This window comes from Corynebacterium sp. USCH3 (assembly GCF_037619475.1).
In the GTDB taxonomy this organism is placed as follows: Bacteria; Actinomycetota; Actinomycetes; order Mycobacteriales; family Mycobacteriaceae; genus Corynebacterium.
Genome location: NZ_JAQPZT010000001.1, coordinates 594027 through 608073, shown reverse-complemented (window position 1 = coordinate 608073; position 14047 = coordinate 594027). Strand labels below are relative to the sequence as shown.

The window sequence follows — 14047 nt, the reverse complement described above, 5'->3', positions numbered from 1 at the left end:
CTACCGCGGTGCCCGTCGCCACAGTGCTCTCGGGACCAGCGGCATGATCCGGGCCAGGACGGCGAGTTTCCGGGGGACCCACACGTCGCTCCGTCGCGAGGCCAGTGCGGTCACCGTGGCGTCAGCGACGACGTCCGGCGTCACCGACATCGGCGCCGGGTCCATCCCCTCGGTCATGCGTCCGATGACGAATCCGGGACGGACCACCGTCAGCCGGACCCCGGTGCCGCGCAGCGCGTCCTGCATGCCCTGGCAGAATCCGTCGAGGCCGGCCTTCGCCGAGCCGTAGACGTAGTTCGGTCGACGGACCCGTGCACCGGCGATCGAGGAGAAGGCGACGAGGTCACCTCGTCCGCGTGCCGCCATCCGCGTGGACAGTTCGGTGAGCAGGACGGCCTGGGCGGTGAAGTCGGTGTGCAGGATACGTTCGACCTCTCCCCCGTCGTGCTCGGCGAGGTCCTGGTCGCCGAGGACCCCGAAGGTCGCGACCGCGGTGTCGATCGGACCGGACGCCTCGATGGTGTCGATGACGCCTGCCTGACCGGTGCAGTCGGAGGCGTCGAAGTGGACGGTCTCCACCCGGGTTGCCCCGGCCTCCTGACATGCGGTCACCAGGTCCGCGAGGGCGTCGGGGCGTCGTGCGGCCAGGACGATGTCGTTGCCGGCGGCGAGCCGGGTGATGATCTCCGCTCCGATCTCGCTGGTGGCACCGAACAGTGCGATGCGTGTCATGCGGGCACCTCTGACGTGCCGACGGCGGTGAGGTCGTGCGTCGTGGTGTTGAGCGGTGTGCAGCCGTCGGCGGTGAGGACCACGATGTCCTCGATCCGCGCACCCCACCGGCCGGGGACGTAGATCCCGGGTTCGACGGAGAAAGCCATCCCCTCGGTCAGCACGGTGTCGTTCCCGGCGATGATGAACGGTTCCTCGTGGCCGGAGACACCGATGCCGTGACCGGTGCGGTGGGTGAAGTAGTCGCCGTACCCGGCGGCGTCGATGATCTCGCGGACCACGCTGTCGAGTTCGGCGGCGGTGACACCGGGCCGCGCGGCGGCCACTCCCGCGTCCTGCGCGTGCTGCAGGACGCGGTAGGCCTCCTGCTGCTCCTCGGAGGCGGCACCGAGCACGTAGGTGCGGGTGCAGTCGGAGTGGTAGCCGGAGTCGAGGGTGCCGCCGATGTCGACGACGACCACGTCCCCCTCACCCAGGACGCGGTCGGAGTAGCTGTGGTGCGGGTCGGCCCCGTGCGGTCCGGAACCGACGATGACGAAGTCCACGGCGACGTGCTCGGCGAGGATCAGGGTGGTGAGCTCGGCGGCGACCTCGCGCTCGGTGCGTCCCGCCCGCAGCAGGCCCGGAACCTGCCGGTGGACGGCGTCGATGGCGTGGCCCGCGCGGGCGAGTTCGGCGATCTCGACGTCGTCCTTGACCATGAACACGTCACGCAGCACCGTGGTGGCGTTGCGGGTCCGCACTCCCCTGCCCTGGAGGGTGAGCAGGTGGTCGGCGGTCATGGTGCCGGAGACCGCGACGGTGGCACCGTCCGGCAGGCCGAGCAACTCCACGGGATCCTCCCCGTCGTTCCACGGCACGACCTCGACCCCGGCCTCCCCCGCCACGCCGTCACGGAGGGCGGCGGCGTCCACGCCGGGGACGACGATTCTACGCGACGACGGGCCGACCACCAGCGCGGCGAAACGTTCGTGGGTCTCGATGTCGGAGTCGAGGAGGAACCGCAGGTCCGGGCCGGGGGTCAGCACCGCCGCGGCGAGACCCTGCTCGTCGAGGAGCCGTGCGACGGCGTCGAGACGGGCGGTGTAGGTGGGGACAGGAAAGCTCATGGGAAGCCAGTGTAGGCCAGAGCCGGTCCCCTACGCGCCCAGTTCCACCACGCCCCGCCGGATCGCCGGTACAGCCTTCCTGGCGGAGGCCTTCACGGAGGACGAGTACCCGGTGTGACGGATCTGCTCCAGCAGGTCGATGACCCGGTTGCACCAACGCACGAAATCACCGGCGCTCAACGTCGCCCCGGACGCTTCCGCGGCACGCAGGCAGTAGTCCAGGGGTGCGCCGGCAGCCCACTGGTGCACCGCCGTGGCGAAGCCCATGTCCGGGTCACGGGTCAGCGGCAGCCGGTGCCGGGACTCGTCGGAGACGAGCTCGCCGTGGATGCGGAAGACCGCGCTCACCGCGTCGGCCAGTGCTTCCGTGGGGACACCGTCCTCGTGACGGCCCTCGCTCTCCCGCCGGTTCTCGAAGACGCAGGTGGATACCACGGCGGCGAGCTCGGCGGGATCGAGGTCGTCCCACACACCGCGACGCAGGCACTGGGCGACGAGGAGATCCGCCTCATGGTGGACCTGGGCGAGTCGCCGCCCCTCCGCGGTGACGCGGGTGCCGGTGCGGTCGGCGGACGGGGCCGCCTCGTCCCGCTCCACGTAGTCGAGCTCACCGAGGAGGTCGAGGATACGGTCGAAGGTCCGTGACAGTGACTCGGTCTCCGGGGCGACGACCTCCAACTCGCGTTCGAGGGTACGTCGGGCCGCGACGACCCGCTCCGCCGGGCGTACCAGGTCCTCACGCTCGGCCAGCAGGTGGACGGGATGCACGTGTACCTTGTCGCGGAGTTCGGCGGCCTTTCGGGAGCCGCTCTTCGCCTTCGGCTTGAGGACGCGTGGCCGGTCGACCTTCTGCCGACGCAGGTTGGACGCCACGGCGCGGGCGTTGCGCTTCGGACTGCGCTGGACGCCCTTGTGCAGCGACATGTGCCCCAGGGGGACGGGGACGTTGCCGAACGTCTCGGCACTCACCGGGCCGCACCACCCGTCCTCGGTGATGATCCAGGGGCGGGGACGGCGGTGGTCGGAGTCGCTGCGGGCCACGGTGGCGAGTTGCGGATGCCGACCGGTCGGCAACGCGATGATGTCGCCGACGGACAGGCTGGACAGCAGCCGGGCGGTCTCGGCCTGCCGGTCGGAGGCGGAGTCCTTCTTCGCCCGACGTTCCTCCAGGGTGAGGTCCCGGCGGAGTCCGGCGTACTCGATGGCGTCCTCGGCGCTGACCTTCGCCCCCCGGAGCGAGGACAAGGCCTTCGACAGGTCCCGTTCCAGGCTGGCGAGGTCGCGTCGGCGCCGGCTCGCCCGCTCCGCCTGTTCCACCACCGTGGACGCCGCCTGGTACTGGGCGAACGAGCGGTCGAGCAGACGGTGGGACTCGGTGTAGCCCTTCGTGGAGATCAGGTTGACCGCCATGTTGTACCCCGGGCGGAACGTGGAGTCCAGGGGGTAGGTGCGGGTCTGGGCGAGGTTGGCCACCGCGTACGGGTCGATGCCCTTGGACCACAGCACCAGTGCGTGGCCTTCGGTGTCGATGCCCCGGCGGCCGGCGCGTCCGGTGAGCTGGGTGTACTGACCCGGTGTGAGGTCCACGTGGGCCTCGCCGTTGAATTTGATGAGCTTCTCGAGCACCACGGTGCGCGCGGGCATGTTGATGCCCAGTGCGAGGGTCTCGGTCGCGAAGCAGACCTTCAGCAGGCTGCGGGAGAACAGGTCCTCGACGATGTGCCGGAACGCGGGGAGCATCCCGGCATGGTGCGCCCCGTAGCCGTTGCCCAGGGCCCGGCGCCACTGGCGGAACCCGAGCACCCCGAGATCCTCGGACGGGATGCCGTCGACGCCCCTGTCGACGGTGGCGAGGATCTCGTCGCGTTCGGTGTCGGTGGTCAGACGTACACGGTCGACGAGCAGCTGACGGACCGCACCGTCGCAGCCGGCGCGGGAGAAGATGAAGTAGATCGCCGGGAGCATCGATGCGCCGCGCATCTGGGCGACGACATCGGACCGTTTCGGCCCCTGACGCCGGCCTGACTCCTCCGCCCGGGTGGCCGCGGCGACGACGGCCCGGTTGACGTCGGTGTCCTTCCCGCTGCCGTAGAGCGGCATGATCTGCGATCCGACCATCATCGACTGGTGCAACGGGACGGGACGGTGGGTGGTGACCACGAGGTCGGTCTGGCCGCGCACCGTGGAGAGCCAGGAGCCGAACTCCTCGGCGTTGCTCACCGTCGCCGACAGACTGACCAGGATCACCGACGGGTCGAGGTTGAGGATGGTCTCCTCCCAGACCGGCCCGCGGGACGGGTCGGCGAGGAAGTGGACCTCGTCCATCACCACGTGGGTGAGGGTGTCGAGACGGTCGGAGTCGGCGTAGATCATGTTGCGCAGGACCTCGGTGGTCATCACGACCACCGGGGCGTCACCGTTGATGCTGACGTCGCCGGTGAGCAGGCCGACCCGGTCCTCCCCGTAGCGTGCGACGAGGTCGTGGTACTTCTGGTTGCTCAGTGCCTTGATCGGGGTGGTGTAGAAGCAGGTGCCGTCGAGGCGGAACGCCTCGTGGACGGCGAACTCCCCCACCACGGTCTTTCCGGCGCCGGTGGGGGCGCAGACGAGGACGCCGCGGCCCTCGGCGACGGAGGTTGCGGCGGTGAGCTGGAACTCGTCCAGCGGGAAGGGGTACGCGGCGGCGAAGGCCGCGACGGCTGCCGGGAGGGTGCCCGGGTCAGAGGAGGTCATCGAGATTGTTGTGGTCCATCCTGGGTGTCGTGGGGGTGGGGGTGGGGGTCGGGGCCGCGCGTGGTGCGCTGAGCCGGGAGGCGGGGGCGATCGAGGACGCTGTTTCGTCGTCGAGGTCATCGGGAACACCGTCGACCCCGTCGATGCCGGCCTTCCTCGCACGCCGTCGGTCGTTGACGCGGGCGATCTGGATCGCGATCTCCATCATGAAGACCAGCGAGATCGCGAGGATCACCATGGAGACGGGATCCTGTCCCGGGGTGATGAAGGCCGCGAAAATGAAGAGCACGAGGATGATGTACCGACGCTTGTCCTTGAGGACCTGGTAACTGAGAATTCCGGTGAGATTGAGCATCACCGTGATCAGCGGCAGTTCGAAACTCACCCCGAAGATCAGCAGCAGGCCGAGGGCGAAGTTGAAGTACGAACTGCCGTTGAGCGCGGCGATCTGGGCTTCGTCACCGATGGTGAGCAGGAACTCCAGTCCGAAGGCCAGGACGAAGTAGGCCAGAACTGCGCCGATGACGAAAAGAAGTGTTGCCGCAGTGACGAAGGTCTGTGTCCAGCGCCTCTCATTCTTCCTCAGTCCCGGGGTGATGAAACCCCAGATCTGGGTCAGCCAGACAGGCGCCGACAATACCAGCCCGGCAAGGAAGCCAACTTTGAGCCGCAGCATGAACATTTCGAAGGGGCCGGTTGCGAGGAGGCGGCATTCGCCGTCGGATGCTCCGAACCGGTTCTCCGGGGGCAACTGGCAGTAGGGGTCCTTGAGGATCTCGCCGAGACTCGGGGTGCCGAAAACCCCGTTGGAGTACCACAGATACCCCAGGACAGTGCCGACACCAATCGCTGCCAGCGCGATCAGGATCCGTCGCCGGAGTTCCTTGAGATGCTCGACGAGAGACATCTCGGCATCCGTCGGGCGACGCTGCTTCCTCGCCAGGCGTCGTGTGCGCGGCACACGGACCCGACGGGGAGCCTCAGGGGAACTGTCAGCCATTGCTCTTCGGGGTGGTCTTCAGGTCATTCAGCTCCGTTGCGGCGACAGGCTCGTCGTACACCGTCGGCGCGGCAGCGGATTCGACCGCGGGAGTGGTGCCGTCCTTCTTCATCTCGGTCATCTCCGACTTGAAGATACGCATGGACCGCCCGAGGGAGCGTGCCATGGTCGGCAGTTTGGCGGCACCGAAGAGAAGGACGAGTACGAGTACGACGATGAGCAGTTGCATGGGTCCGGGCATCATGGGGTTGTCGCTCCTCGGCCGGTCAGGCCTGGTTGTTCTTGTCGTGGTCGGTTACCGGGTCGGTGGCACCAGCGTCAGTGGTGGGGCCGCCGTCGACGGAGGACGGCTGTCCGTCGTTCTTCATCTCGGTCATCTCCGACTTGAAGATGCGCATTGACCTGCCGGCGGACCGGGCGAGCGTCGGTAGCTTCGTTGCCCCGAAGAGCAGGACGATGACGAGGAGAATAATGAGTATCTCAGGCCAACCGAGGGATCCCATGGGCTAGTGCCTTTCCGTCGTGTGGATCAGTCACCGGTAACCCTACGCCAGAGAGCGGTAGGCATCCAGCGCAGCACGGGCGCGGCGGGCCACGCGGTGGGAGAGATCACAGCCGGTGTCCGTGGTGTCAGCGTCGGCCGCGGGGCTCTGTGGCGCCACCGACCGGATCGTCGGCGCGTAGGCCAGGAGGAAGCGCTCCAACCAGTCCCCTGTGTCCGGGATCGCCGCACGCAGCGCGCCGGTGTCGTCGTCGATCTGCCAGATCGGCAGGTACTCGAACATCCACGCCGCGCCGTTCTCCAGCTCGATCTCGGCCCAGCGCTGACCGTCACGGTCGAAACCGAAGGGGTCGTCGGCGTCGATCTCACGCTCCCGGGCCTCCGGGGCGACCCGGTCCGTGACCCGGACGCGGGACATCCGGGACACGTTGAAGCAACGCTGGACGTCGGTGTCGTCCCGGGCCCACAGGTACGCCTGTCCGTCGATGAACTCCAACTGGTCAGGGACGAGCTCACGGTGACGCACCGAGTCCGAGGACGCCGAGCGGTAGGTCAGTACCACCCACCGGCGCGTCGACAGTGCCTCCCGCAGGGCCGGCAGGTTCCCGGCCAGTACGGCAGACCCCCCGTCTGCGGGGGTGCCGGCTCCGGCGTCAGGTCGCGCAGGTGTGGTGAACTCGTCGGCGACGAAACGGTCGCGGCGGTCCCGGACGTCCCGCTGCAGGTCACGGATCACCTCCGCGGCGGCGTCGATGTCGGCGCGCCCGGGGCCGGTGACCACACTGGCCAGCCGGTCCAGACTGAGCAGCAGCGCGCCCGACTCCGCGGTCGTCAACGACGGCGCGCGGTCGAGCCCGAGCGACGACATGACGTCGACGTGCATGCCCGAGGTCGTGAACTCCAGCAGCGAGCCCGGGAGATACGGTGGAAGGCCGCAGGTCGCGGCCTGCGTCAACTCACGACGGAGTTGGGGCACGCTCACCCCGAACTGTGCCGCGGCCCGCATCAGCGAGCCGTCCGGATGGCGACGGAACCAGGCGACGGCGGTCAGGATGCGCCGGACCTGCCAGGTGGTGTAGCCGACGGTGCGTCGGCGCGGGGCGGACTCGGTCATGGCCGGTCCTCCTGTCCCCCGAAGGTGCGCACGGCGTCCTCCAGGTGGGCGATGATGTCGGACACGAGGTCGGGTGGGTCCACCACCAGCACATCCGTGGCATAGGAGGCCGCGGTACGGATCAGCCAGCGTCGGTCGACGGGACCGAGCGGGTGCCCACCGTCGTCACCGGCAGGACCGGCGAGCACACGGAGTTCCTGGGCGCCGTCGGTGAGGAAACGTACCCGGGCGGTGACCATCGTCGAGGAGGCCTTCAACCCCTCGGTCACAAGCTCGGCGGCAGGACGGCCCGGCGCGCGGTGCCGGATCAGTGTCGCGGCGGTCTCCAGGTCGGCGATGCGGGACAGGCGGAAGGTGCGCTGCCCGTCCCGGTCGAGATCGAATCCGGTGAGGTAGAGCCGGCCGTCAACGGCGGCCACCGCCCAGGGGTCGAGGTGGCGCACCTGCGGTTGTTCGGTCAGCGCCGGCCAGTAGTGGAAGGTCAGGCTCAGATTGCGGTCCAGACAGACGTTCAGGGCCTCGATGTCGGCGTCGGTGAGGTCGACGGCGTCGGGCACCGGGGCGGAGAAACCGGGATCGCCGCCGTCGGCGTCGGAGGCAGGGGCAACGGTCGACAACTTCTGCAGCGCCTGGCGCACCGGCGCGGCCAGGGACTGGTTCGGTACCCACTGGACCGCCGGCCGCAGGGCCTGCCACCGGGCGTCGGTGAGGGCGAGGTCAGGAAGGAAACTGGACGTGGGGTCAAGGCCGTAGTGCAGTTCGGGGTGCCCGTCGGTGTCGGTCCCGGTGGATTCGGTGACGACGAGGCCGAGGTCGTCGATCAGCGAGCGGTCCCGGTCGAACCGCCGGCGGACGGTGTCGGCGTCGCCCGCGTAGCCGTCGACGTGACTGTGGATCCAGGTGAACGGACGGGGGTGGTCCGTCAGCGCGAGGATGAGGTTGAGCAGGCGGGAGGACGCCGGGTCCCAGTGCACCTCCGCCGGGCGGTTCCGGGTGCTCACCGCGGGTCCTCCTCCAGGATCTCGAGGAGCTGGTCCAGGCCGTCGGCGGTGGGGGTGAACGGGTCCGGGAGGACGATCTCGGCGCCGCCGTCCCCGTTGACCTTCAGGCGGGTCCAGTCCACCGTGGTCTGCCGCGCGCTGGCTTCCGCCGCGGTGAGGAACCGGCCGCGTGCGGCGGCGCGTGTCGTCGGCGGGGCCGTCTGTGCGGCGGTGGCGATGTCGGCGGGGTCCACGAGGGTGGCCGCCTGCCCCCGACGTGCCAGCATGTGGAACAGTCCGCGGTCCGGGTTGATGTCGTGGTAGGTCAGGTCGACCTGGGCGAGCCGGGGGTCGGTGATGTCGAGGGATCCGCGTTCGGCGACCCGGTCGAGGAGCTTCTTCTTGATCACCCAGTCGATCTCGGTGTCGACGGCGGAGAAGTCGCCGGATTCCACGCAGTCGAGCACCCTCCCCCACAGGTCGACCACGGGGAGGAGTTGGGAGGTCGGGGTGCCGGAGTCGGTCTCCGGTCGGTTGTCGAGCCAGTCGACGGCCGCGGCGTGGAAAGCCCGCTGGATGCCCAGCGGTGTCGCGGTGCCTCCGTCGCGCAGGGACAGTGGTGTGGTGCCGGTGGCGTCGCGGGCGATCTCGCGGATCGAGCGGATCTCGTTCGAGAGTTCGCAGTCCGGCAGGGCGACCCCGGCCTCGATCATCTCGAGCACCAGCAGAGCGGAGCCGACCTTCACCGCGGTGGTGGTCTCGGACATGTTCGAGTCACCGACGATGATGTGCAGGCGGCGGTACCGGGAGGAGTCCGCGTGCGGTTCATCGCGGGTGTTGATGATCGGGCGCGAGCGTGTGGTGGCGGACGACACCCCTTCCCACACGTGGTCGGCGCGCTGGGACAGGCAGTAGCCGGGGCCGAAGTTCTCGTTCGGGGCCCCGGCGGTCGGCACGCTGATCTTGCCCGCGCCGCAGATCAGCTGGCGGGTCACCAGGAACGGCAGCAGCTGGGCCGAGAGGCTCTTCAGCGGCATGTCCCGGCCCACCAGGTAGTTCTCGTGGCAGCCGTAGGAGTTGCCGACCGAGTCGGTGTTGTTCTTCAGCAGGTAGACCTTGCCGCCGATCCCGCGCTCGTTCAGTGACGCCTCGCACCGGGAGGCCAGTTCATGGAAGATCTGTTCCCCGGCACGGTCGTAGGCGACCAGCTGGTGCAGTGAGTCGCACTCGGCGGTGGCGAACTCCGGGTGCGCGCCGACGTCGAGGTACACCCGGGAGGCGTTGGGCCAGTAGACGTTGCTGCTGCGGTACTTCTCCACCACCGGGGCGAAGAGGTGCCGGGCGACCTCGTCCGGGCCGAGCCGACGGTGACTGTCGAGCACGCTGGTGATACCGAATTCGGTCTCCAGGCCCATGATCCGGCGGGTGAACACGCGCGGTCCGGACGACACAGGCGGTACGGGCGACGTGACTACTGCCCGCCCTTCTGCACGTAGGACTTCACGAACTCCTCGGCGTTGGACTCCAGCAGACCGTCGATCTCATCCAGCAGGTCGTCGGTGCCGCTGACCTTGAGCTGCTCCTGCCCGGAGGCGGCGTCAGTGTCGTGCAGGCCGGTGTCCTCGTCGGCGGGCCCGCGGCCCCCGTGCACCTGGCCCTGGTGAGAGCCGCCCGTCGAGCCTGATCCGGCTGCCATGTGGAACCACTTCCTTCAGGAATGCGTGAATGCGTGGGTGATAGTGAAACTGTGTTCTTGTGCCTACAGGCTAGCAGTCGACGCCGTCGAGGGAGCCGGGAATGAGTTCGCCCAGCACCCGGACGAGCCCGGCGGCGTCAGTGACGTCGGTCAGGGCGTCCTGCAGCTGCTCCGCGGTCCCCTGCAGCGGGTCGGAGAGCAGCACCCGTGTCGTCGACGACGCCCCGTAGGGGGTGTCCAGGACCAGCGTGTCCCAGTTCGCCGCGAGCAGTTCGTCGGAGAACCGCCGGGCGACCTCGCCGCGCAGCCAGGCGCGGGTGTCGGTGGGCGCCTGGCCGGCTGCGGCGGCGACGTCCTCGGCGGGGACGAGGGTGCGCATCCGGCCCTTCCGGACCAGGGCGTTGTACAGCCCCTTCGCCGGGTCGATGTCGTGGTACTGGATGTCGACCACAGCCAGCGTGGGATGGTCCCAGTCGAGGCCACGGGCCCGGTAGGCGGTGAGCAGACTGAGTTTGGCCGTCCAGTCCAGCCGGTCGGCGGTGCTGGCGGGGTCCCGCTCCAGGTCGTCGAGAATCTCCCCCCACAGTTCCAGCACGAGGTCGTCGGTGGTGTGGCGGCGGGTGGGCGGGACGGCGTCGGTGACCCGGCGACGGATCTCGCGCTGGATGTCGACCGCGGTGCGTTCCACGTTGCCGTAGAGCCGCAGCGGGGCCGCGCAGTCCAGGTCCCGGGAGACCTGCTGGACGGCGGCCACCGGCTCGTAGAGGGCCAGGTCGGAGAAGTCCGCGCCTGCGCCGACGGCGTCGAGTACGAGCGCGGTGGTGCCGAGTTTGAGGAAGGTGGCGTACTCCGAGAGGTTCGCGTCCCCGATGATCACGTGCATCCGGGCCCAGTCGTCGCCCACGTGGGACTCGTCGCGGGTGTTGATGATGCCCCGGTTGAGCGTGGTCTCCAGGGAGACGGTGGTCTCGATGTAGTCGGCGCGCTGGCTGATCTGGAAGCCCGGGGACTGGCTCTCGGCGCCGAGGCCCAGACGTCCGGCGCCGGTGTAGATCTGCCGGGTCACGAAGTGCGGGATCAGTGCGGCCTGGACGGCGTCGGTGTTGTAGGCGCGTGGGTAGAGGTAGTTCTCGTGGGAACCGTAGGAGGCGCCCTTGCCGTCCACGTTGTTTTTGTGGATCTTCAGGGTGGGCTGGTCCTCGATCTCCCCGGACGCCTGCGCGGCGGTGTGCATCACCCGTTCGCCGGCCTTGTCCCAGATCACCGCGTCCCAGGCGTTGGTCGTCTCCGGCGAGGAGTATTCGGGGTGCGCGTGGTCGACGTAGAACCGGGCACCGGAGGTGGTGACCACATTCGCCGAGCCCAGGGCGTTGGGGTCGATGACCGGGGCGGTGCGGTAGCGGCGCAGGTCGAAACCGCGCACATCGCGCAGTGGGGACTCGGCGTTGTAGTCCCACCGGGTCCGCCGGTTCACCCCCAGCCCTGTCGCCCCCGCGTAGGCGACGACGGCCTGGGTGGACGTCTCGATCGGGCTGGCGTGGGGGTCGCCCTCGGCGATGATGCCGAACTCGGTCTCGGTGCCGATCAGGCGGCGGGGCGCGTCGCTCACTGGTCGGCCTTCCGGTCTGCCCCACGGTCGGCCCCACGGTCGGCCATGGTGATCTCCACGACCCGGCGTGACGAGTGACCGGAGATCCGGGCCCATTCGGCGGGATTGGTGGTGTCGGGCAGGTCGTCGTTGTCCCGGCATTCCTCGTCGACGGCGGTGTCCACGTGGGCCTCGGTGACCCCGTCGCCCTCGTCGCGCAGCACGTCCTTGATGGCGAGCTTCTTGACCCGGTCGACGATGTTGGCCAGCATCGCACCCGAGGCGAAGTCGCGGAAGAACAGGTCGGTGTGGGTGCCGTCGGCGTAGTGCAGCGTGAGGTAGGGGCGGTCGTCGGAGTAGAGGTTGTCGATCACCCGGGCGCGCAGCCCGGCGGCGGCGGCCTCCGGCCCCCCGGCGGCCTCGCTGAGCGCACTCGACATCGGGACCTCCGCGGTGAGGTACTTCTCCAGGATGTCGGCGGCGGCGGCACGGTCGGGTCGCTCCACCCGGATCTTCACGTCGAGACGACCCGGACGCAGGATCGCCGGGTCGATGAGTTCCTCCCGGTTGGAGGCGCCGATGACGATGACGTTGCGCAGACCCTCCACGCCGTCGATCTCCGCCAGCAGCTGCGGCACCACGGTGGACTCGACGTCGGACGAGACACCGGTGCCACGGGTGCGGAAGATGGCCTCCATCTCGTCGAAGAAGATGATCACCGGCTGACCGGCGGAGGCGATCTTGCGGGCGCGTTCGAAGATCAGCCGGATCTGACGCTCGGTCTCACCGACGAACTTGTTGAGCAGCTCCGGGCCCTTGATGTTCAGGAAGTACGACTTCGCGTCCGGTGTTCCCGCCTCGGAGTTGATCTTGCGGGACAGGGAGGACGCCACCGCCTTGGCGATCAGCGTCTTGCCGCAGCCGGGTGGGCCGTAGAGCAGCACGCCCTTCGGGGGCAGCAGTCCGTAGTCGCGGTAGAGCTCGGGATGAAGGAACGGCAGCTCGACGGCGTCGTGGAGCTGTTCGATCTGACTCTCCAGGCCACCGATGTCGGTGTAGGAGACGTCCGGGACCTCCTCGAGCACCAGGTCCTCGACCTCGGCGCGGGAGATCACCTCGAAGGCGTACCCGGCGCGGCGGTCGACGATGACGCTGTCGCCGGGGCCGACCTGTTTCGCGGCGAGTTCCGAGGTGAGGGCGCCGGCGCATTTCATCAGGGCCTCCTCCCCCAGCTTGTCGGCGACGACGATGCGGTCAGCGTCGACGACCTCGACGACCGTGCCGATGTCGCCGGCGTCGGCGTAGCCGCAGACCTCGACGACCTGCTGACCCTCCCCCAGTCGCACCAGGGCGCCGGGGTGGAGCTCTCCCGGGGAGACCCGGGGGCTGACGGCCAGTCGCATCCGACGTCCGGCGGTGTAGACCTCGGCGGTCAGACCACCGTCCCCGGTGTCCAGCAGGGTGCCGTAGGTGCTCGGAGGTTCGGCGAGGGCGTCCAGCCGGGAGTTCAGTTCGTCCAGCTTGTCGCGGCTGGACTTGAGCATCTCGGTGAGTTTCGCGTTGCGGGTACCCAGGGTCCGGTTGGCCAGTTGCAGCTGGCGGTAGGACTCAGGGCCGGAGTCGACCCGGGCGGTCGGTCCGTCATGGAGATTCTGGTCCGTGGTGTGCTGCGTCATAGGGGGCCAGTCTACATGCGGAGGAAAGGTAGCCTATCCAGTACCGCCGAAATGCACTACTTCCGCGCCCGTCGCTGTGGCCGCGGCGCCACGGTACCGTCGGCGAGTCGACGTGCCCAGACCAGGAAGGCGGTGTGGGCGTTCATCCGGTGCTCCGGGCGGGTGGCCAGCCCCTCGACCTTCCATTCGCGGACCAGCGACTCCCACGCCTTCGGTTCGGTGAAGCACCCCAGTTCACGGATGCCCTCCATGACCTTCATCAGCTGAGGGACCGTGGCGACGTAGGTCATGAAGACTCCGCCGGGGATGAGCAGGTCGCGGACGGTGTCCAGGCATTCCCAGGGGGCGAGCATGTCCAGGATGACCCGGTCGACCGGGCCGTCGGTGTCCTCGACGGTGACGTCGTTGAGGTCGCCGAGACGCAGGTCCCAGTTCGCCGGGTGCTCCCCCATGTACTCGGTCACGTTGTTCTCCGCGTACTCCAGGTGGTCCTCGCGGATCTCGTAGGAGATCAGCTGACCGTGCCCGCCGACGGCACGGAGCAGCGTCATCGACAGCGCACCGGAGCCGGCCCCGGCCTCGAGGACCTTGGCACCGGGGAAGATGTCGCCCTCCACCAGGATCTGCGCGGCGTCCTTGGGGTAGATCACCGCGGCACCGCGGGGCATCGAGAGCACGTGGTCGACCAGCAGGTGCCGGAAACACAGGTACTCGCCGCCGACGTGGGAGACGACGACGGTGCCCTCGTCGCTGCCGATGATGTCGTCGTGCCTGATCTCGCCCTTGTGGGTGAAGTAACTGCCACCGGTCTCCAGGGTGATGGTGTAGTGGCGGCGTTTGGCGTCGGTGAGCTGGACCCGGTCGCCGGGCTGGAACGGGCCGGAGTAGGCCACGGTGTTCCCCTTTACGTTGGTGCG

13 protein-coding genes are annotated in these 14047 nt (G+C 69.0%); all 13 read right to left on the bottom strand.

All coding sequences use genetic code 11. The annotated features are described in order from the left end of the window. The 13 genes from PQI66_RS02845 to PQI66_RS02785 all read right to left on the bottom strand — a co-directional run bounded on the left by PQI66_RS02845 (position 1) and on the right by PQI66_RS02785 (position 14023). Positions 1 to 732, bottom strand: coding sequence for an SDR family NAD(P)-dependent oxidoreductase (locus tag PQI66_RS02845; protein ID WP_339995839.1), 732 nt, complete (start codon positions 730 to 732; stop codon positions 1 to 3). Further along, positions 729 to 1841: a M24 family metallopeptidase gene (locus PQI66_RS02840; protein ID WP_339995838.1), complete on the bottom strand. Its 1113-nt coding sequence runs from the start codon at positions 1839 to 1841 to the stop codon at positions 729 to 731. Before PQI66_RS02840 ends, PQI66_RS02845 begins: the two co-directional genes overlap by 4 nt. Positions 1842 to 1871: 30 nt before the next feature. Continuing rightward, a complete protein-coding gene (locus PQI66_RS02835; RefSeq protein ID WP_339995837.1) occupies positions 1872 to 4574 on the bottom strand; it encodes a DEAD/DEAH box helicase in 2703 nt (900 codons plus the stop codon). Next, positions 4561 to 5574 (bottom strand): twin-arginine translocase subunit TatC, encoded by a 1014-nt coding sequence (tatC, locus tag PQI66_RS02830; protein WP_339995835.1) that lies wholly within the window; start codon positions 5572 to 5574, stop codon positions 4561 to 4563. The genes PQI66_RS02835 and tatC overlap by 14 nt, the downstream gene beginning before the upstream one ends. Continuing rightward, positions 5567 to 5818 (bottom strand): Sec-independent protein translocase subunit TatA, encoded by a 252-nt coding sequence (gene tatA, locus PQI66_RS02825; protein WP_339995833.1) that lies wholly within the window; start codon positions 5816 to 5818, stop codon positions 5567 to 5569. Before tatA (PQI66_RS02825) ends, tatC begins: the two co-directional genes overlap by 8 nt. A 22-nt stretch (positions 5819 to 5840) precedes the next feature. Then, the gene (gene tatA / locus PQI66_RS02820; protein WP_339995831.1) at positions 5841 to 6077 is read right to left on the bottom strand and encodes a Sec-independent protein translocase subunit TatA; all 237 of its coding nucleotides are present in this window, start codon (positions 6075 to 6077) and stop codon (positions 5841 to 5843) included. A 42-nt stretch (positions 6078 to 6119) separates the two neighbouring features. Next, positions 6120 to 7190 (bottom strand): WYL domain-containing protein, encoded by a 1071-nt coding sequence (locus tag PQI66_RS02815; RefSeq protein ID WP_339995830.1) that lies wholly within the window; start codon positions 7188 to 7190, stop codon positions 6120 to 6122. Further along, positions 7187 to 8191 carry a helix-turn-helix transcriptional regulator gene (locus PQI66_RS02810; protein ID WP_339995829.1) on the bottom strand — a complete coding sequence of 335 codons (1005 nt, stop codon included), beginning with the start codon at positions 8189 to 8191 and terminating at the stop codon, positions 7187 to 7189. Before PQI66_RS02810 ends, PQI66_RS02815 begins: the two co-directional genes overlap by 4 nt. Next, complete coding sequence (gene pafA, locus PQI66_RS02805) at positions 8188 to 9585, bottom strand: Pup--protein ligase (protein ID WP_339996015.1); 1398 nt, start codon at positions 9583 to 9585, stop codon at positions 8188 to 8190. The genes PQI66_RS02810 and pafA overlap by 4 nt, the downstream gene beginning before the upstream one ends. Positions 9586 to 9641: 56 nt before the next feature. Next, positions 9642 to 9866: a ubiquitin-like protein Pup gene (locus tag PQI66_RS02800; protein WP_339995828.1), complete on the bottom strand. Its 225-nt coding sequence runs from the start codon at positions 9864 to 9866 to the stop codon at positions 9642 to 9644. A gap of 70 nt (positions 9867 to 9936) precedes the next feature. Next, positions 9937 to 11475, bottom strand: a complete 1539-nt coding sequence (gene dop, locus PQI66_RS02795; RefSeq protein WP_339995827.1) for a depupylase/deamidase Dop — start codon at positions 11473 to 11475, stop codon at positions 9937 to 9939. Continuing rightward, complete coding sequence (arc, locus tag PQI66_RS02790) at positions 11472 to 13130, bottom strand: proteasome ATPase (RefSeq protein ID WP_339995826.1); 1659 nt, start codon at positions 13128 to 13130, stop codon at positions 11472 to 11474. The genes dop and arc overlap by 4 nt, the downstream gene beginning before the upstream one ends. 56 nt (positions 13131 to 13186) lie before the next feature. After that, positions 13187 to 14023, bottom strand: coding sequence for a tRNA (adenine-N1)-methyltransferase (locus PQI66_RS02785; protein WP_339995825.1), 837 nt, complete (start codon positions 14021 to 14023; stop codon positions 13187 to 13189). Between the last annotated feature and the right edge of the window lie 24 nt (positions 14024 to 14047).